This is a genomic window from Telluribacter humicola (genome assembly GCF_017355935.1).
In the GTDB taxonomy this organism is placed as follows: domain Bacteria; phylum Bacteroidota; class Bacteroidia; order Cytophagales; family Spirosomataceae; genus Telluribacter; species Telluribacter humicola.
Map to the genome: position 1 here is coordinate 1,279,619 of NZ_JAFIQT010000001.1, position 19,279 is coordinate 1,298,897.

The 19,279-nt window shown below is 50.1% G+C and carries 17 protein-coding genes; 7 read left to right on the forward strand and 10 right to left on the reverse strand.

Features of this window, described 5'->3' with window-relative positions; translation table 11 throughout:
* Positions 1-47: 47 nt before the first annotated feature.
* The 3 genes from JUB14_RS05585 to JUB14_RS05595 form a co-directional block, all read right to left on the reverse strand.
* Complete coding sequence (locus JUB14_RS05585) at positions 48-1,439, reverse strand: BamA/TamA family outer membrane protein (RefSeq protein ID WP_207504885.1); 1,392 nt, start codon at positions 1,437-1,439, stop codon at positions 48-50.
* Positions 1,440-1,672: 233 nt separating this feature from the next.
* Complete coding sequence (locus tag JUB14_RS05590) at positions 1,673-2,314, reverse strand: carbohydrate-binding family 9-like protein (RefSeq protein ID WP_207504887.1); 642 nt, start codon at positions 2,312-2,314, stop codon at positions 1,673-1,675.
* 180 nt (positions 2,315-2,494) lie between these two features.
* A complete protein-coding gene (locus JUB14_RS05595; protein ID WP_207504889.1) occupies positions 2,495-2,821 on the reverse strand; it encodes a hypothetical protein in 327 nt (108 codons plus the stop codon).
* A 220-nt stretch (positions 2,822-3,041) separates the two neighbouring features.
* On the opposite strand from JUB14_RS05595, the gene JUB14_RS05600 reads away from it, so the two are divergent.
* Complete coding sequence (locus JUB14_RS05600; RefSeq protein ID WP_207504891.1) at positions 3,042-4,199, forward strand: carboxypeptidase-like regulatory domain-containing protein; 1,158 nt, start codon at positions 3,042-3,044, stop codon at positions 4,197-4,199.
* A 101-nt stretch (positions 4,200-4,300) separates the two neighbouring features.
* Here the strand turns inward: JUB14_RS05600 and lgt are convergent, their stop codons facing one another.
* Positions 4,301-5,170, reverse strand: a complete 870-nt coding sequence (lgt, locus tag JUB14_RS05605; RefSeq protein WP_207504893.1) for a prolipoprotein diacylglyceryl transferase — start codon at positions 5,168-5,170, stop codon at positions 4,301-4,303.
* A 164-nt stretch (positions 5,171-5,334) separates the two neighbouring features.
* Positions 5,335-9,171 carry a PVC-type heme-binding CxxCH protein gene (locus tag JUB14_RS05610; RefSeq protein ID WP_207504895.1) on the reverse strand — a complete coding sequence of 1,279 codons (3,837 nt, stop codon included), beginning with the start codon at positions 9,169-9,171 and terminating at the stop codon, positions 5,335-5,337.
* A 332-nt stretch (positions 9,172-9,503) separates the two neighbouring features.
* Here JUB14_RS05610 and JUB14_RS05615 point away from each other — a divergent pair, with 332 nt between their 5' ends.
* From JUB14_RS05615 to yidD, 3 genes are all read left to right on the forward strand, one after another.
* A complete protein-coding gene (locus JUB14_RS05615) occupies positions 9,504-10,703 on the forward strand; it encodes a neutral zinc metallopeptidase (protein WP_207504896.1) in 1,200 nt (399 codons plus the stop codon).
* 284 nt (positions 10,704-10,987) lie between these two features.
* Positions 10,988-11,731, forward strand: coding sequence for a slipin family protein (locus JUB14_RS05620; RefSeq protein WP_207504897.1), 744 nt, complete (start codon positions 10,988-10,990; stop codon positions 11,729-11,731).
* 87 nt (positions 11,732-11,818) lie between these two features.
* Entirely contained in the window at positions 11,819-12,028 is a 210-nt protein-coding gene (gene yidD / locus JUB14_RS05625) for a membrane protein insertion efficiency factor YidD (RefSeq protein WP_207504898.1), read from the forward strand.
* Here the strand turns inward: yidD and JUB14_RS05630 are convergent, their stop codons facing one another.
* A complete protein-coding gene (locus JUB14_RS05630; RefSeq protein ID WP_207504899.1) occupies positions 12,029-12,985 on the reverse strand; it encodes an AAA family ATPase in 957 nt (318 codons plus the stop codon). It lies immediately after the preceding gene.
* A gap of 99 nt (positions 12,986-13,084) precedes the next feature.
* Complete coding sequence (gene prmC, locus JUB14_RS05635; protein WP_207504900.1) at positions 13,085-13,945, reverse strand: peptide chain release factor N(5)-glutamine methyltransferase; 861 nt, start codon at positions 13,943-13,945, stop codon at positions 13,085-13,087.
* Positions 13,946-14,225: 280 nt separating this feature from the next.
* Between prmC and ribD the strand changes: the two genes are divergently transcribed.
* Positions 14,226-15,299, forward strand: a complete 1,074-nt coding sequence (gene ribD, locus JUB14_RS05640; RefSeq protein ID WP_207504901.1) for a bifunctional diaminohydroxyphosphoribosylaminopyrimidine deaminase/5-amino-6-(5-phosphoribosylamino)uracil reductase RibD — start codon at positions 14,226-14,228, stop codon at positions 15,297-15,299.
* A 52-nt stretch (positions 15,300-15,351) separates the two neighbouring features.
* Here the strand turns inward: ribD and JUB14_RS05645 are convergent, their stop codons facing one another.
* The 3 genes from JUB14_RS05645 to JUB14_RS05655 all read right to left on the reverse strand — a co-directional run bounded on the left by JUB14_RS05645 (position 15,352) and on the right by JUB14_RS05655 (position 17,826).
* Positions 15,352-16,116 carry a shikimate dehydrogenase family protein gene (locus tag JUB14_RS05645; RefSeq protein WP_207504902.1) on the reverse strand — a complete coding sequence of 255 codons (765 nt, stop codon included), beginning with the start codon at positions 16,114-16,116 and terminating at the stop codon, positions 15,352-15,354.
* 114 nt (positions 16,117-16,230) lie between these two features.
* Positions 16,231-16,893: a DedA family protein gene (locus JUB14_RS05650; protein WP_207504903.1), complete on the reverse strand. Its 663-nt coding sequence runs from the start codon at positions 16,891-16,893 to the stop codon at positions 16,231-16,233.
* 135 nt (positions 16,894-17,028) lie between these two features.
* Positions 17,029-17,826: a phosphosulfolactate synthase gene (locus tag JUB14_RS05655; protein WP_207504904.1), complete on the reverse strand. Its 798-nt coding sequence runs from the start codon at positions 17,824-17,826 to the stop codon at positions 17,029-17,031.
* A gap of 165 nt (positions 17,827-17,991) precedes the next feature.
* On the opposite strand from JUB14_RS05655, the gene JUB14_RS05660 reads away from it, so the two are divergent.
* Both JUB14_RS05660 and JUB14_RS05665 read left to right on the forward strand, forming a co-directional pair.
* Positions 17,992-18,447, forward strand: a complete 456-nt coding sequence (locus JUB14_RS05660; protein WP_229367540.1) for a PaaI family thioesterase — start codon at positions 17,992-17,994, stop codon at positions 18,445-18,447.
* A 199-nt stretch (positions 18,448-18,646) separates the two neighbouring features.
* Complete coding sequence (locus JUB14_RS05665) at positions 18,647-19,261, forward strand: TetR/AcrR family transcriptional regulator (protein WP_207504905.1); 615 nt, start codon at positions 18,647-18,649, stop codon at positions 19,259-19,261.
* Positions 19,262-19,279: the final 18 nt, after the last annotated feature.

A 19,279-nucleotide genomic window follows, 5' to 3' on the forward strand; every position in this document is an offset into this window, starting at 1 on the left:
TAGGCAAAAGTAAAGATTCAGGAGGTAAATGCGCACAATTGCCGGAATTAGAATTGTCTTCCAAAGTTGAAAAAGAAGCGTTGCTCGCCATTACCGTTAACGGTAACATTGAAACGAGCCGTCATGTTATAAAAAGTTACCACATCCAGCCCCATACCGATCCCGTACAGCAGCTTGTTGCCCAAGTTGGTGTTGCTCCGCTCGGGGTAGAAGTTCCGTACGTAGCCGGCATCGGCGAAGGTGTTGAGGTAGGTAGCCAGCGGTATAGTGCTGAACTGCCGGATGGGTATCCAGGAGAAGTGCCTCTGAATATCAAATATTTTGAATTTTAGCTCATTCTGCCACAGGGCATAGTGCTGGCCATCCACCACGTACAGCTCGTAGCCACGTACCAGATCGGACCGGTACCCCAAGCCAAGTGTCTGTAGGTAAGGCTGGCGACGGGGCAGGGATAGTCGCCCGCGTACACCACTGTTGGCAAACCAGCGCTTGCTGATGGGGATGTAGTGCCGGTACCAGCCATACAGGTACGCCAGATTAACATTATCACTGGGAATAATACCTAGTTTGCTAACCTGAATCCCGCCGATGCGCCCACGCAGGGGGTACTGCACGTTGTCGCGCCGGTCGTAGCTGAATATGTACGAAAGCTGAAAGTACTGTTGCTGGTTACGCCCTCCCAGTAGGTAGTTGGGGTTGAGGGCGGCTATGGTATCCGAAAGCTCAATGTAATTCCAGCGGAGGTCTACGGAGTGGAAGGTATAGAACTTATTACGGCGGGTCAGGCTGATGAAGGTATAGAAGCGCTCCCGGTTCAGATTTTCACTGTTGAAGTAGTCGAGTTTGTCCCGCCAGGTACGGTAGGGCAGGCTCTTGTTGGTAATGTAGGAGATACCTGTTGTAATACCTAGTTTCTGAGCTTTATCAATGTACGGTACCGAATAGGTCATTTCGTACTTGGGAATAAACCCAAACTCAGCCAGAAAGCGGAGGCGGTCGGCCCGGCCCGTCAGGTTGTTGTAGCTCAGGTACAGCCCATAGGTTACGCGGCGCAGGTCCCGGTCCCGGTCGTACCACCACTCGTTAAAGTTACGATCGGCCAACTGGAATACGGGTATCGCCAGAAAGTACCATCGCTCCTTGACCACCACCCGTATGTCTACTGCCTCGAGCGAACCCTCTGTAGTGGTTTCCTCGGGAAAGGTCTGCATCTCAACGGTCACAAACAGATTGGTATTGACAATCTTTCGGCGGTCTATCTCCAAGCGATTAGGCAGATCAACCAGGCGTAACGTATCGCCCGGCTTAAGGGCCATTTCGCGCAGGATAATAGGGGTGCGGGTGCGGTAGTTCCCTTCTATACTTACATTACCAACTACTACCAGCGCGGTTGTATCAGCCGAATCAGCGGGTAAATTCTGAGATTGTACGGTACCCATCAACAAGCAAAGTACTCCAACTAAACAAATACCGTAGTATCGCAACATAAATGTGAACCCTTACTGGAAGACTATTGGAATGTAAAATGATTAAAATGTCTGAAAAAAGTAGTATCGACAAGAATAATACTATAATGACTACCAGCTATCATTTATTGTTTCCTGTACATACTAGCTACTTGTGTCAGATTGGTTCTTCTGGCAGTGGCTGTTCGCGGCGTTTGTAGGGTTGCTTACATCAGCTGTAAAGTGCCAAAGCTCTCGGGGCGGTGGAAACAGGGCGTAGTGCCGCTCAGGGTAGAGTTCCAGCAAAGGAACGAGCAGTTGTCAGGAGTACACTCCCAATCAGTAGCAGGTTGTTCCCTCAACACAATACGATAAAAATTAAGCCGGTAAGTAGTAGTACTCTGGTCGCCGATCAATTGTCGGGGTATTTCGATCCGGCCTTTCCAGTTTTCCTGTTCGGTCTGTACCTCGTGGATGATACCTGCCTGCTCGTAAGGTACCATGTCCAGTGTCATGGCATCACCCTCTTTGGTAGGGTTGTGTATACGGCCTACAAATAGCGCATTATTGGGGTTAATTTCGAGCTCTACGTAGCGGGTGGGGGTGTCGGCTCCCGCGGCTATGAATACTTCAAATACTTCCTGCCGCCATAGCTCGGTATTGTGTTCGGTGTAGGTATTAGACTGCCAGTAAGGATTATCCAGGCACTCAAACTCCACCCGCAGGTACTTATCTTCGTAGCTTAGCCGGACCAGGGTTCGGGTAGATGATTCACTCCCGTTGGTAGCTTCACAAAAGTGCTGCCGGGAAAGCGTAAGCCATTCGTTTTGGGGGAGAGTCAGGGTATAATCGGTGGCAGATACTTGCATGAAGGTTTAGGTAAGAATGACAAATAAGTAAATAATCCAGGGTGGTAATAATACGGATTAAGTCTAAAAGGATCAAAACTTACTTGTAAGTACCTGGTCAGTAAATAGCATCGTATATACCAGCGCTGATGCCGGTATGAGGACTTATCTCAAGGACTTCTATCAGATCGAAGATCGATACTATGCTTTCTCCTGATTGACTTCCGGCGAGAATTTACGATTCACTCCCATGCGGATAAAGTTGGCAGCCATCAGCAAAAGCCATAACTGTGCCATAGGCTCAGCGGAGGCAAGAGATGTGGGCATCAGGGCCATAAGTATGAAGGGCATGAATATAAAGCCACAGGCATCCAGCAGGGAAGAGCGGCGGATATAGTAAGCGGTGTAAAAAGCCGTCGCCGTGGCTACTACCTTGACCAGCAGATAGTACCATTCGGGGAGAGTCAACTGAGCCAGGGCTGTAAAGAACAACAGCCCGGCAGTACCAAACAGGAAGATGTTTTTCATAGGGAGTGGATTTTTAGGTTCAGGAATAAGCTAGGACGAGCTCTGCATCCTGTTCAGCTAATATGAAAATAGTTTTTTATTTAGGCAAAGTAAAGTCACTGGGAGGGACAAGATTTAACGGATGCACGGAAAGGCTGCTACAGTGAAGTATAGCGCGAAAGGTATTATATTTCTGACTTCTCGCCTTTTTATATAAAACGAAGTACCTCCATCTGTCACTATGCGTCTTTATGTACATCTGCTTGTTTGTCTGATGGTACTGCCGTTTATGGCTGGTGCACAAACAGCTACTTTGCGCGGCCAGGTTTTCGATGCGGTGAGTAACCAGCCTCTGCCTTTTACCAATGTATTCCTGACAAACACTACCCGAGGTGCTACAACCCAGGAAAACGGCAGCTTTGAACTCACAGGAGTACCAGTCGGTAAATTTGACCTGGTGGTATCGTATGTGGGTTACCAGCCTCTTCGCTTTACCGTCCAGACCGATGATAATAAGTTTTACCGCATAGGTCTGACCCCTGATGCTCAACAGCTGGCAGCCGTGACTGTGCGGGCGAAGAGCCGCCGGGACGCTGATTGGGATCGCAACGTAGAGCTATTTAAGAAGTACTTTATCGGGAATAGCGACAATGCTTCCCTGTGCCGTCTGCTCAACCCGGAGGTACTGTACTTTAAGAACACAGACGATAGCCTGATCGCCCATGCCGATGAGCCTCTCCTGATTGAGAACCGTGCTCTGGGTTACCATCTGAAATACTTTCTGCGTTCTTACCACTACGACCACCGGCAGCACCGCATCCAGTTTGAGGGAGAGGTAGTGTATGAGCCACTGGAAGGTACGGAGAAGCAGGTCAGCCGCTGGGCCGAAAACCGACGACGCGCTTATCGGGGATCAGCCATGCATTTCCTGCGCGCCCTCTACCTCAACCGGCTCACCGAAGAGGGCTTTGTGGTTCAGGAGATAAAGGAGCAACCCCGGCAGGATGGTGGCATTCGCCGTCTGGGGCTGCCCGGTGACACAACGGTAGTACTACCCGCCCTTAACGGCAAATACGACGTTACCTACCAGACCCTGTCCGCTACTAAATTATTAGATTCCCTACACTCGACCCCTGAGAAACCAGTAGTGGCTTTTGAGGGATTGCGTCAGGTTACCTACACCCGTGAGCCCGAATCGTACCGGTACATCAGGACACTCCCGATCAGCCAAAAAACATACCGGGCCCGGCCGCAACAGACGCTGATCCGGATGACGCAGCCCCGCGCTACGCTGGAGCGAAACGGATACGTATCCCCGTCGATGAGCTTTAACTACGAAGGCTACTGGACCTGGAAGCTTATGGCCGAGGAGCTCCCGCTGGATTACGAGCCCGAGTAACAAGTACCTCTTACCAGGTTTGAAAAGCAGAACTTCATGAAATAAAAAAATCCAGCGACACACTAAGTATCGCTGGATTTATAAGTACTATGGCTACTAACCTACCTGCTAAATTTTGGCTGGCGGGCGTCATTAGAATGAGAAATGCCTTGATTGGCTGCGTTTTGTCTGGATTGCCACAGGAAGTATATACCCAGAAGCACTGCCGGAATACTCAGGATCTGTCCCATGTTCAGAGCCAGGTTATCTTCGAATGAAACCTGATTCTCTTTCAGGAACTCATAGAAGAAGCGGAGTGTAAAGATCCAGATCAGGAAAATACCCAGCATACTTCCTGCGGGCGTCTGGCTTTTGTTACGATTCCAGTACCAAAGCAAAATGAAGAACAGCAACAGACAGGTAATTGACTCATATAACTGGGCCGGGTGGCGTGGTATCTGCACATACTCGGTATTGCGCATAAACACAAATCCCCAGGGTAGATCGGTAGGTCTTCCTACAATTTCATGGTTCATGAGGTTGCCAAACCGGATAAACGCGCCGGCCAGGGCTACCAGAATCACAATGCGGTCAGTTACCCACAGGAACGATTGGCCTGTTGCTTTCCGGGAGCGGGAGTAAAGCCAAAGTCCCGTCATGATACCAATGATTGCTCCGTGACTGGCCAGTCCGGCGTAAGGAGGTAGTATTACTTCAAGCGGACGGGTAAAGAATACTTCGGGTTCATAAAATAAAAAGTGCCCCAGCCGTGCGCCCATAACGGTAGAAATTACCATAACGAGAGTCAGTGTGTCAATATCCTCAAGAGGTTTGCCTTCTTTCTTGAAAATATGAATCATGATCTGCTGGCCAATCAGAAAAGCGGCCGCGAATAGCAGCCCGTACCAGCGGACAATGAAGGGACCAAAGCCCCCGATTTCGGGAATGGTGAACAGTTCAGGACTGGCGTTCCAAATGATGTAGGCGGTCATGGGTAATAGCTAAGGTGAAGAAGGGTTATCCTCATTAGTAAACTTAATACTCTTGTATCTGGCAAAGTTAAAAGGGTGTTTCTAATAAGATAGAAAAGGAGCCAGATATTTTATAGAACGCCTAAAATATCTGGCTCCTTTTCAGGAAGTTTGCATAAATAGACCTACTTCGGCAACTCCACCTGTGCCTGGGTGCGCATATAGGCTATCAATTCCGTTATTTCTTTGTCCGTGAGGGACTCCAGTAGTCCGGTGGGCATCATGGAGGCCTGATTGACCTCCCGCGTCTGAATATCCGACTTGTTCACTACCACAGCATCCTGCCCCACTAGCCGCAGTGTAAGCTGGCGTTCCGTTTCTTTGGCTACGTTGCCAACGTAGGTACGTCCGTCGCGGGTTGTCACTACCACCATTTTATAATCATCCTGTATTTCGCCACTGGGGTCGAGTATGTTGCCGAGCAGGTAGTCAAGATTAGCGCGGTTGGAGCCCGTCAACTCAGGACCCATGATACCTCCTTCGCCGTACATTTTGTGGCAGGGGGCGCAGGTACGTTGGAATATGAGCCGGCCGTGACCTGGATTAGCACCCGCTACGGCTTTGTCGGTGAGTAGTTGTCGGTACTTGTTGTAAGCTTTCTCGTCGAGGGCTACGTGGTCAATGGGGCCCCATACCTCCACAAAGCCACTGCCCACCACCCGGCGTAGCTGGCGAGCTACGTAGGTAGGTACCTCCTTTTTGGGAACGGTACCTTTGGCAATAGCCTGCGTCAAATGCCAACCGGATTTGGAGCGGGAGGCAAGCGTCTGGATGGCTTCGGTCTTCTCAGTGGGGGAGAAGGTAGAATAACGATCCAGTAGTAGCTTAGTCAGTAGCTCACTGTCGTAGCTGGCCATGGCTCGGATAGCATCTAAGCGCAGGTCTTTATCGTTGAGTAGTGTTGGAAGCTCTTTTACCAGTTCGGGCCACTGGCGAGAGGCTAGCGCCAGCAGCGCCTTGCGCCGCTGCTGGGCGGTAGCCTGTGCTTTTTTGAGCAGTGCCATGTTTTGCTGCGAAGCTTCAGCATCACCAAAATGCTGAGACAGTTCCTGCGCCAGTTGGGCCGTCTGTGCATCCGACTGCTTGAGCTTAGCAAACACAGGACTCCAGTTGGCGGGCGTTTTGATATCAGTGCGGCCTTCCAGCGCGTCACGCATACCTAGCAGCAGGTCTCCTTTTACGGTGGGCAAGGTACCGATGGTAGCTACCAGCGCCTCAGCCGCATCGGCATCCACCGTGCGGCGGGCAATGAATTGCGTTACCAGTGGTAGTTTGCTCTTTTGCACCATGGTGAGAGCCCGCGCCGGATTTTCCTTTACCAGCGGCTCTATACCGAACCAGATCATCTTGGGTAGGTTATGGTCGTTGGCGTCTTCGGCGTGAGTCAGTAATCCTTCGGCTATGGCCCAGCGGCTGGCTGGTTCCATCCGTTGCAGGGCTGAGGCCAGGTACAGACGCACCACGGGCGAAGCATCTTCCCGAGCTAGCTGGGCAAAGCGACTAAGCGCCGGTGCCGACGGCTTTTGATCTTCACTCAAAAAATGAATAGCCCAAGCTCGTACATGTGGATCTTTGTCATTCAGCGCTCCCAGCAGCTCTTTTTCCTCCAATCCATTGGTAACTTTTAGGGACCACATAGCCCGTAGACGCCAGTCAGCGCTGGGACTGCTGCGGTAGAGCTGTGTGAGCTTGTCCTGAGCGGCTTTGGCCAGGCTCTCTTTGGTAGCGCGGTGCTGCAGGATAAGGCGGGCGCGGCGGGCGTGCCACTCGCTGGGGCTCGTCTGCAGGTCGGCGAGTTGGAGGTCGGTTAGTTTAGTTAAATCAGCGTAGCGATCTTTCCACTGCTGGGCCTGCGACTGTCTAGGCATAATGCGGAAGATGCGCCCGGTCTCGGAGTTGAGTACATCGGAACCACAGATGTCGGCGTCGTGCCAGTCAAGTACATACAGCCCACCTTCGGGACCTATCTCCATGCTGAAGCCTACCCATTGGGCGTTGTTGGCCATCATGAAGTCGTCGCTGTGCTTACCCCGGAAGCCGGAGCCCGCCGGTACCAGCTCGTCAACCAGCACACCGTGCTCGTGGATATTAGCCATGAATATCTTGCCGCGTTCCGAGGCCGGGAAGGCATCCGACTGGTAGATGCGGGCGCCGCCGTGGGCCGAGCGGTGGCCGTGGTCGGCGATAGTCTTGATGTCCTGGTACACGTAGGGGTTGAAGTGCTGCCCACCCTGACGGTGGTAAATCCCCCCCGGAATGACGTGCCACAGGTGCGGTATCACGCAGGCCGTAATGAAGAGTTGTCCCTTGGCGTCATAGTCGATACCCCACGGATTGCTGAACCCGTGTGACACTACCTCAAACTGGTCTTTGGTCGGATGGTACCGCCATACACCGCCGTTTATGTCTACGCCCTCACCTTCCAGGATATCCTCAGGGAAGGGATCCTTGTGACGGTAGAGTTTACCTTTCCCCTTGGGCTTACCGACCTTGGAAGGGGTAGCAAAGCCCTGCAGGCCGTACAGCCAGCCGTCCGGTCCCCAGTGAAAGCTATTCAGGGTTTCGTGGCGGTCACGAATGCCCCAACCGGTCAGGCGTACTTCTATGTCGTCTACATCGGCTTTGTCGTCGTGGTTGCGGTCCGGTACGAACAGCAGGTTAGGCGGAGCGCCCACAAATACCCCGTCAAAGCCCACCGCCAGGGCGGCGGGAAAGGCCAGCCCTTCCATGAATACCTTACGGCTGTCGGCTACACCGTCACCGTTGGTATCTTCCAGTATCAGAATCCGACTATCGCCAGCATTGGAAAATCCTTTGCCTCTGGACTCATAGTCTTTGTTTTCAGCTATCCATAACCTTCCGCGGTCGTCCCAGCAGAAGGCCATCGGTTGAGTCATCATCGGCTCCGCCGCCCATACATTGACCTGATACCCATCCCGGACGGTCATAGCGGCTACGGCCTCCTGCGGCGTCAGAAATTTAGCCTCCCGGCCCTCACGCTGCGCAATGCCCCACAGGACAGACGTATTATATGTACCGGTGTTGCCACTAAACTCCCCGAAAGTTTTATTCATTTCTACATCATTCAGCTCACCCGTGTACACGACCAGTTGGTGCTTGATAGTCTCGGTTTCGCCCTTCTTGATGTGCCAGTCGGCAGTACGGGCACGGGCCGGACCGGCTCCTAACTGGCCGTCTACACGCCAGTACTGCGGGTACCCCTTGTTCTCGGGGTGGTCTAGGATGGCAATATGCGCCAGGTTGTCGCGTCCAGGTACCTGCATAGCTATGTCGACCCACATGGCGCGCTGGCCTTCGGCCTTCTCGTTGCGCTGCCGGGCCGCATTGATGACCTCGCCCTTGATGCCTTCCTTCCAGGGCATCCTGATAAATAATCCACCGTAGTCGTACTTGCCGATGGTTACGTCCGTCTGGGCTTCACCGTTCCATTCCAGGTCCAGCAGGTACTTGCCGTCCTTTAGGCGCATAGTCCAGGTCTGGGTTTCGGTCAGTACTGCTTTACCCGTTGAGTCCAGCAGGTCGTATACCGTCTGCCACTTTACCTCCGGCCCTTGGGCCTCGAGTACCTTGACTGACACCCGTCGCCAGTAGTCACCCTCAGGATGGTGGAAGTAGTCGCGGCCATTCACACGCGTGTAGCCCCAGTAGATACCCGTCTGGTGTTTGTGGTGACCGGGGCTGTACTCAGTAAGTACTCCTTTTCCGTCAGGAGCTACGAGAGGGTGCAGGTAGGGGCGGAACTTAGCCTTGGCATTCTGGGTCAGGATGGGCTCCGTTTCGTTGCCCCGGAAGATGCGTATAGTTTCCTGTGCCTCGTCCTGCACGGCCCGCAGTTCTACGGGGGCGGCAGGTGTCACGTTCGTGTGATCAGAAGCAGGATCCAGGTAAAAAAACAGGTTGAACAGCAGTAGGAATAGGAAGAGTGGTAGCGATTTGGCCATAGCGCTTCAAAGGATTAGCTGGACTATATCTTTGAAAAGGAACGGGATAGGGGCAGCTACTCACCAGAGCTGATTTGCAGGTTGGTCGGTAGAGACACTGGCGGTAGTAAGAGGAGCTACTGTGCTGAGCGGGAAGCAACTTTGGGTGTGGTAAAATTGTATTTTATTGATAGTTAACTGGTTATGGTTAATTATGGTGTAGGTAACAAAGATTTGGCTACTAGTAGTTAAAACCGTTTACTAACTGACAGTTACAAAAGTTTGCTACTGGTTTGTATTTCGTTACATTGAAATTTTAAACCTCGTATCAACGCAACAAAAACCTTTTACACATGAGACACTTTAAATCACTAGTGACGGCGGCTGCCGTTTCCTTTGTTATGGTTACTGGCTGTAAAGAAGATTTCAGAACCGACAGCGGAGTAGCTCCACACGATTTGCAAAGTAGTACTGTATCAAGTAAGTCGGCCCGAACTTCTGCCGAATTAGAAGCAAAGCTAGCCCGGCTACGTGCCTCACTACCAGCTGGTTTTGAGGAGGGCCTAAAACAAAATTCTGCTCTCTTATTTAAAACACATCCACAGTATCGCAGCATGATTCTGAAGGCACTTGCCATTGAGCCTACTGCTTGTGATGATGATACACAGATCAACCGATGGCTGGATCAGGAACTTAGTGACTGGGACAGAACGCTTATTGACCATGTCATTGGCACTGCAATGCTGGATGTGCCGACCTATGACGCGTTGGTATTTGAAAACAGTTCGGCGAATCAGTCTTTTGGTGTCAATGGAGAGTACACTCAAAAGCTAACCAAAGCATTCAAAGACTTACAGCGCTTCTGGAATATTGATTCGGAAAACATTGTACTGGCTGCCATGCATGGTAGCGTGCTTGGTGACCGAGACAAACTTATACGAACTTACAGAACTGTATACGGATTAAGTGATGCCAGTGCAGCCTACTATGCCGACTATGTACTTGCAGTACTCGAGGCATATCCTCAATTAGAAAATGGCAATCATCCGATATTTACCTTTAATGCTTTTGCTCTTCAGGGATTTTTCTTCCCGCCGGTAGGACAGATTCCCGATAAGATCATCATGGGTGATGGTATAATGGAAGGGTTTGCGGCTATTGGTTTTGCTGATGTAGCTCCACAGGCTATACTAGCTCACGAATTTGGTCATCAGATCCAGTTTCAGCTAGATTTATTCGAAGAAGTAGAAAGCCCCGAAGCTACCCGCCGAACGGAGCTTATGGCAGATGCCTATTCTGCTTACTACCTATCCCATGCCCGAGGTGCTTCTATGCAGTGGAAAAGAGTGCAGCAATTTTTACAGGTATTCTTTAATATAGGCGATTGCTCATTTACCAGTGATGGCCACCACGGCACACCGACCCAGCGAATGGCTGCGGCTGAGTGGGGCTATAATCTGGCAAATAGTGCCCAGAAGCAGGGGCACATACTGACAGCTGAGGAATTTGCAGAGCTTTTTGATGCACAACTACCCACACTAGTCTTACAGTAAGCTGTTTATATTATATAAAATAACACAAGAGGGTGAATCATTGATTCACCCTCTTGTGTTAAACTGCCATTTGACCATAGCGCTTCGAAGGATTAGCTTAACTATATTTATGTAAAGGATCGGACAGGAAGTACTTCCCTCATGGCTAATTACCGGGTGGATCACTAAGAGGTACCAACAATCCTATAATGATAAAAGGATTGAAGTTGTCAGGCACACTTAGATTTCGTATCTTCTCAAATCCTATCAATCTCATCACTCACAGTGCTTTAAATCCCGGTCCTATGGATATCATCATTGTAGTACTTGTTGGCTTGGTTGTATTGTTTCTGCTCTCCGGAATACGTATCGTGTATGAGTACAAAAGGGCCTTGAAGTTCAGGTTTGGAAGCTATATCAAAACCCTGCAGCCGGGCCTTCGCTGGATTATCCCCATCATTGAGACCATTCAGTTGGTAGATATCCGGGTCATTACCATCAATATTGTATCTCAGGAGGTGATGACCGAAGATAACGTACCCTGTAGCATTGATGGAGTAGTGTTTTTTAGGGTGGATAACCCCGAAAAAGCGGTTATCGAAGTAGAAAATTTTCAGTTTGCCATTAGTCAACTGGCCCAGGCGGCACTGCGTGATGTGTGCGGTAAAGTGGAGCTGGATACGATCCTGTCAAAGCGCGAAGAAATGGGTAAAGACATTAAAGCAATCGTGGCCGAAGAAACGCTGCATTGGGGCATTGTAATCATCGATGTAAAAATTAAAGACATACAGCTGCCGGAAAACATGCGGCGCATGATGGCCAATCAGGCCGAAGCAGAGCGGTCGCGCCGGGCCAGGATCATCCTTTCGCTGGCCGAGGAGCAGGCGGCCGAAAACCTGCTGGCCGCCGGACGAATCATCGATCAGTCACCCTCTGCAATCAAGCTTCGTCTGTACCAGACCCTGGCTAACATAGCCGCTGAAAAGAATTCAACCATTATTTTTCCATTCCCGGAGGAGATTTTACACCGGGATACAAAGAAAGATTGAGGTAAGTGAAAGAGGGTGCCAGGGCGATAGGAGATAAAGCAAGAACGGGAGGCGCTATATCTGTGTTAGGGATTAAAATAGTAGTACATGAAAACCATCCTCATAGCTTTTGTTCGTGTGTACCAGGCGGTACTGTCGCCATTCCTGCCCAATGCCTGCCGCTATACCCCAACCTGCTCGCAGTACATGATCGAAGCGGTGCAGAAGCACGGTGTACTGAAAGGCGGGCGACTGGGGCTGCGTCGGTTGTCGCGCTGCCACCCCTGGGGCGGCAGCGGCTACGATCCGGTACCCTGATTAGCCACCAATGGCTACCTTGCGCAGGATAGAATCAATGATAGTTGAAGTACGTACCCCGTCGGCCTCGGCTTCGTAGTTGAGCAGGATGCGGTGGTTCATTATGTCAGGAGCCAGTTCCTTAATATCCTCAGGTAGTACATAGTCACGACCTTCCAGATAGGCCAGGGCCTTAGCGGCCAGGTTGAGGTAGATTGTCGCCCGTGGCGATACTCCAAACTGAATGTAGCGGGCTTCGTCACGCAGGTTGTAGTCGAGCGGTCGACGGGTGGCGAATACCAGTTCAATGATATATCTCTCCAGCGTTTCCGATATATTGACCTTGTTTACCTCATTCCGGATCGCGAATATCTCTTCCTTGTTCAGCACAGGCTGTACCTGGTGGTTGAAGTTCAGGTCGGCCATCCGGCGCATTACCTCCAGTTCCTCGGGCTTATCCAGGTAGTCTACATATACCTTCATCATAAAGCGGTCAAGCTGGGCTTCGGGTAGGGGGTAGGTACCTTCCTGCTCTACGGGGTTTTGGGTAGCCAGTACCAGAAACGGGCGATCAAGCTTATAGGTATGGTCGCCAATCGTAACCTGCTTTTCCTGCATGGCCTCCAGCAGCGCTGACTGTACCTTGGCGGGAGAACGGTTTACCTCATCGGCCAGGATGATATTGGCAAAGATGGGTCCCCGCTTTACTTCATAGTCGCCCAATTTAGGCTTATAGATCATCGTCCCGACCAGGTCGGCGGGCAGCAGATCAGGTGTAAACTGAATCCGGTGAAAGTCAAGTTGAAGTACCTTGGCCATGGTATTGATGGTAAGCGTTTTGGCCAGGCCGGGTACTCCTTCCAACAGCACGTGTCCTCCCGTAAACAGGCTGATGAGCAGTCGGTTCAGGAGTTTTTCCTGACCTACTACCACCTTGCCCATCTCATCAAGGACTTCCTTTATCTTCGGTAAATACATGTTAGCTTTTAGGTATTAGCTGTTAGCTCGTAGCCTTTTCTTCACGGTGTCTACAAAGGCACTAGTTAGTTATTCAGGGCTGTGTATAAAAAAAATCAACTACTCCCGTATAGCCCGCACAAAACGGTCTTTTCCGTGAATGTCACGTAGCAACTCTACGCCTATATATCCTCTTTCTTCAAATACCTGCTTTGTTTCTGCTCCAAAATGCTCGTTGATCTCGACGTAGCAGCGTCCCTGTGGTTTGAGGTGGTGACTACCAAAATCAGCAATGGCCTTATAAAAGAGCAGCGGGTCTTTGTCCTCTACGAACAGGGCCTCATGCGGCTCAAAACGCAGTACGTTGGGGCGCATCTGGTCTGCTTCGGAGTAGGTGACGTAAGGAGGATTGCTGACAATACAGTCAAACTGCTCGGGGGCTTCGGGGAGAGGGAAGCTCACATTAAGCATATCCTGCAGGGCGAAGTGTACGTCGGCCATGAGCTGACGGGCATTTTCGCGCGCCACCGCCAGAGCCTCTTCGGATACATCCCAGGCGTGTACATTGGCGTGGGGTAAGAAACGCGCCAGTACAATGGCAATACAGCCACTACCGGTACCAATGTCCAGGATGGAAGGCTTCTCGTCCGGCTCTGCGTAGTCACGTGTAACGAGCTGTACGAGTTCCTCAGTTTCGGGACGGGGAATCAGTACCGATGACGATACCCGGAAGGAGAGTCCGCAGAATTCCGTAGAACCGATAATATGCTGAACGGGCTCATTCTGATTGAGACGCTGTACGATATTGTCCCAATCGGGCTGTACCTGCGAATCCGGAATAGGCCTGTCTACCAGAACATCTACATTGCGCAGGCGCAGGTAGTGCTCAAGAAGCATGAAGACAATTGCCTGGGTCTCTTTGGGCGGATATACAGTAATCCGGCTGGTTAATTGTTGATATAGCTGACGCGCCGAAGCCATTCGTAACTCTAGTTTCGTTTCTTAGGTGGGAAAGTTAAGAAAATTATAAGAACTGCGAGTAAGAATTAGTGGCTAAAAAGGGAATAGAGCCTTGTAGTATAGCTCGGTTGACTCTTATTCTAGCTTATAGTATATATTATGTGCTACTGCTGATTATCAGGCTGAAAGGCAGGTGTATGGGTGGAAAAGGGAGCTAAAAATGTGTTTTATAATGCATATTATTTACTTTCAAGGCTTCATCCTGAATGGTAGTAAATAGTATTTTTTGATTCCCCGGATCATGGACAACGATCAACTTTACATGCGCAGAGCCCTGCAACTGGCTGAGTACGGACGAGGTTATGTGAGCCCCAATCCGATGGTAGGGAGTGTAATCGTGCACAACGACCGGATCATTGGGGAGGGCTGGCACCGGCGCTATGGCGGACCACACGCCGAGGTTGAGGCGGTGCGCGATGCGGAGGTACGAGGTAATGAATCACTACTGGCGGAGGCTACTGTATACGTAACGCTAGAGCCCTGCTCGCACTACGGCAAAACGCCCCCCTGCGCCGACTTACTGGTTGAGAAACGGGTGAAGCGGGTGGTAGTATGTAACGATGATCCTAATCCGCTGGTGGCAGGGCGGGGCCTGCAGCGACTGCGTGATGCCGGCATAGAAGTAGAAAGTGGACTACTGGCGCAGGAGGGCCGGGAACTGAACCGGCGATTCTTTACCTACTTCGAACAGAAGCGCCCCTACGTCATCCTGAAATGGGCCGAAACAGCCGATGGCTTTATGGCCGGTATAGATCGAAAGCCGGTAGCAATCAGTGGCGAGTACTCTGGAGTGCGGGTACACCGCTGGCGCTCCGAAGAGGATGCCATACTGGTAGGGGCTACCACGGCCCAGTCAGATAACCCCCGGTTGAACGTACGCCACTGGGTGGGGCTGGATCCGGTTCGGATTGTACTGGATCGCCAACTGCGCCTGTCGGATGATTTATATTTGTTTGATCAAACTCAGCCTACAATCGTATACAATCACCTGCGCGCTACGCCCGTAGAGGGTTTTCCCATGCGGTACATGACCGAGGCGGCTGACAAAATAGCCTATTCGCAGTGCCTGCCCGACGGGGATGAGATGCACCAACTGCTGACTGACCTTTACAACCGCAAGATACAGTCCGTATTTGTCGAAGGGGGGGCGGCAGTGTTATCGGCCTTACTGGTGAGTGGACTATGGGATGAAATACGGCGTTGCCAGAGCCCGATACGTCTGGGTGATGGGGTAAAGCCCCCCGCACCGCAGGGCGTACTGGTAGCTTCGGAAAAAGTACAGGAAGATCTCTGGACCTACTATCGCAACGCCTGAGGCTTGCCTCATACCCACACATTACGGCCCCTTAGCAAAGCTACTGCACTACTCATCTTTCATCCTCCTGGTTCCATATTTCCCAGGCCTTTTCGGCCTGCAGATGCAGCATTTTCATTCCATTATGGGTAGCGGCGCCTTTTTCCATGCCTTTCTTCAGGAATAGTGTTTCTACGGGATTGTACACCAGGTCGTACAGCATGTGGCTGCGGTTCAGCAGGTCATACGGGATGGGAGGGGCAACATCTACTTTGGGGTACATTCCCAACGGAGTAGTGTTGATGATGAGCCGGTAGTCGCGCATCACCTCTTCGGTTAGGTCATCATAGGTGAGTGCTCCATCAGTGGCCTGACGCGATACCAATCGGTAGTCTGCTTTCAGATCATCAAGTGCCACCATTACGGCTTTGGCAGCTCCTCCATTTCCCAGAACTAAGGCTTTAATGTCTGCGCAGGATTCTCCGCGGTGATCTACCCACTCGGCCAGCGATTCTTTAAAGCCATAGTAGTCCGTATTGAAGCCCTTGGTAGAGCCGTCGGGATATACTTTGATGGTATTGACAGCCCCGATACGTCCGGCCGAAGCTTCATCCAGATCATTGAGTAGTGGTACGACCGCCTGCTTATGAGGGATGGTTACGTTAAGGCCACAGATATGGGGAGTATTGATGAGCAGACCAGGTAAGGCCCCAACCGACTCCATCTCGAACAAGTCATACTGGCAATCGCTGATGCCTTCTTTTTCAAATTTGGCACTGAAGTAGCTTTTAGAAAATGAGTGAGTCAGGGGATAGCCAATGAGACCGTATCGCTTCATGTTGAATAGTGTTTTATTCGGCGGAGGGGTGGTAAATAAGATTCAGGCTTGAAAATTATGCAAAAAAATAAACCCCACCTAAGGGTGGGGTTCTGATAGTATGATCTTTATAAACTAAGCAGTCTTGGGACTTACCATACGGCTCTTTAAGAACTGCCAGATAATAGGGAGCACTGAAACGAAGATGATACCTAAAACAACCTTTTCGAAGTTGTCCCGTACAAAAGGTATGCTACCCAGGAAGAATCCTGCCAGGGTTAATCCGATCACCCAAAGAAGTGCACCCACTACATTATAGGTAAGGAAGATCCGGTAGTTCATTTTGCCAACTCCACCCACAAAAGGTGCCAGCGTGCGGACAATAGGTACAAAGCGGGCAATTACGATGGTTACAGCGCCATATTTCTCATAAAAGCCCTGAGTTTTTTCGATGTGCTCAGCTTTAACAAACCGTTTACCAAATATCTCCACCTTCAGAGCCTGCATGCCAAAGTACTTACCAATTAAATAATTACAGGTATCACCCAGGATGGCAGCTATAATCAATAAGACAATAACAGCCCATACATTTAGAGAATCAGGATATTGGGCTGCCAGCATACCTGCCGCAAAAAGTAAAGAGTCACCCGGCAAAAAAGGCATGAATACAACGCCCGTTTCTATAAAGATGATCAGAAAAAGGATAATGTAGGTCATAGCCCCATACTCCGTAATAATTTGCCCCAGGTGTTTGTCCAGGTGCAGGAAGAAGTCCATGAATTGGGCGAGTAGCTCCATCTTGAATAATTTAAATTAAAGGTGTGACGCGTTGTTTGAATAATTTGGTTTTAGTGTATCGGCCAGAGACGAAACTCAAAGTTAATACTTGAATTGTAAACCGAGGTAGCCAAACACTAACTTGTTGATGAATATTTACTTATTGGCAGCAATCTTCCACTTCTGGCGGGTTTTTTGGTTCAGGAAGTGAGAGAACGTATCTCCTCGAAGGCCAAGGCGGATGGTTTCCAGTGGAATGATCTCATGTGGAGCTATATTACCCAGGTTAACATTAGCGCCCAGTAGTTTTACAAACCATACCTGTTGTTCTTTCTGGGGTGCTTCCCACAGTATTTTCTCAAAGGGAATCTGTGTCAGAATTTCTTCAACAAGTCCCTGGCGTACTTCACCGCTGGAACGGAATAGTCCTACGTTACCGGACTCCCGGGCTTCGCCGATCACCTTCCAGGCACCGGCTTCCAACTCGGCTCTCATAAGCTGAATCCACTTGTAGGGCGGGATAATTTTTTCTTCGTCTTTGGATCCTACCTCAGATAATACGGTCACCTGCTTAGCCAGGGTGCTGATGTACTCACATTTTACATCAGGAGCCATTTCCAGAGAGCCATCGGAAACTTCGGCATGCTGCAGGCCATACTTATCAAGGAGGCGACGGTAGTCATCAAACTGGTTCCGGACTATAAATGCTTCGAATAAAGTACCTCCAAAATAGACTGGTACATTGGCAGAGCGATATACAGCCAGTTTATCGGTAAGATTGGGCGTAACGAACGAAGTGGCCCAGCCTAGCTTTACGATATCAATATAGCCGCTGGAAACTGATAGCATATCTTCGACCTCGCGTATGCTGAGGCCCTTGTCCATAACCATAGTGATACCTTTCTCGCGGGGTTTAGAGGAGCGGTCGGGTACTTGGGATAGTGTAAAATTCATATATTGGGTCGACAAAAAAGAGTGTCAAAACTGCCCAAAGGTAATGATTACCTTGAATACGTAGCAATAAAATACAGGGAATACACTGGGTATGACTGCTAATTCTAGATTTATTCCTATTTTACTAAAAAGAATCTCATTAGTACATCCAAACCAAAATGACCTATGAGTGATGTCGCTGAAATAAACCCCCGCCTCGAATTTTTGCGTACTCAGATCGGTAATGATATGAGTAAAAGTATTTCACCCATAGGCCGCTGGCTTAGCGGTACCCTGCGCGAAGTCCGGTATGGTGCCATGAGTGTGGATTTTACCATTCGGGAAGATATGACCAATCCCATGGGAATCCTGCACGGGGGAGCGGCTTCGGCCATCATGGACGATGTGATAGGCACGATGGTATTTGCGCTGGGCCGTGAGTTTGCCTATACCTCCGTCAACCTCAATTGCGATTTCCTCAATCCGGCTCGCCTGGGCGAGACCATCACCGCTCATGCCAAGGTCATCCGGGCGGGCAAGAACATTGTACACTGCGAATGTGAGATAATCAATGCGGAAGGTCGCATTGTAGCAAAGTGTGCTTCTAATCTTATTCAGACGGGCCTGAGGCTGACGGTCTAGCTTTGTCAGTGACTAGTGATCAGTTACCAGTGATCAATTTTCCAGATGTAAACGTACGCTTTGGTCGCTGGCGTTTATATAATCTATTCAAATACAGGTCCATTGGTGGTGGGTGAATGACCACTCATCACAAAAATGGATGAATTTCTTGTTTGGTAAACACTGTTTAGTACATTTGTACTGTTCATTAATTGTAACTATGGGTATTGCAGAAAGAAAAGAGCGGGAGAAAGAGGAAATGCGGGAGCTGATCCTGCGGGCAGCCAGTAAGATATTCATGGAAGATGGGTTCGAAAAAACCAGTATCCGGAAGATAGCCGATGCCATTGAGTACAGTCCGGCTACCATATACCTTTACTACAGGGACAAAAATGAGTTATTGCACGGCCTGCACGTAGAAGCATTCCAGAAGATGATGCAGGAGTTTGCGCAGGTAGTTCCTATTAGCGATCCGTTTGCCCGATTAGTTGAAATGGGCCATCAGTACATCAAGTTCGGTACGCACAATCCAGAGCTGTACAACCTGATGTTCCTGATGGATGCTCCAATGGAAGCGATAGCCTGCCGAAACGAAATCTGGGATGATGGCCTGCGGGCTTTTGATGCTCTGCGGGTAGTGGTGGCCGATTGTATCAAAGCCGGGTACTTTAAGGAAACGGACGTGGAAACCATCTCAATGACTATCTGGAGCTATATACACGGGCTAGTGACCATCTACCTGAAAGGACGGATGAAGATGTTTGACGACGACCGCGAACTCGAGCGGATGCAGCAGTCTTTTTCCTTGTTTATCAAGATGCTTAAAGCCATATAATACTACCACTAAGTCTAT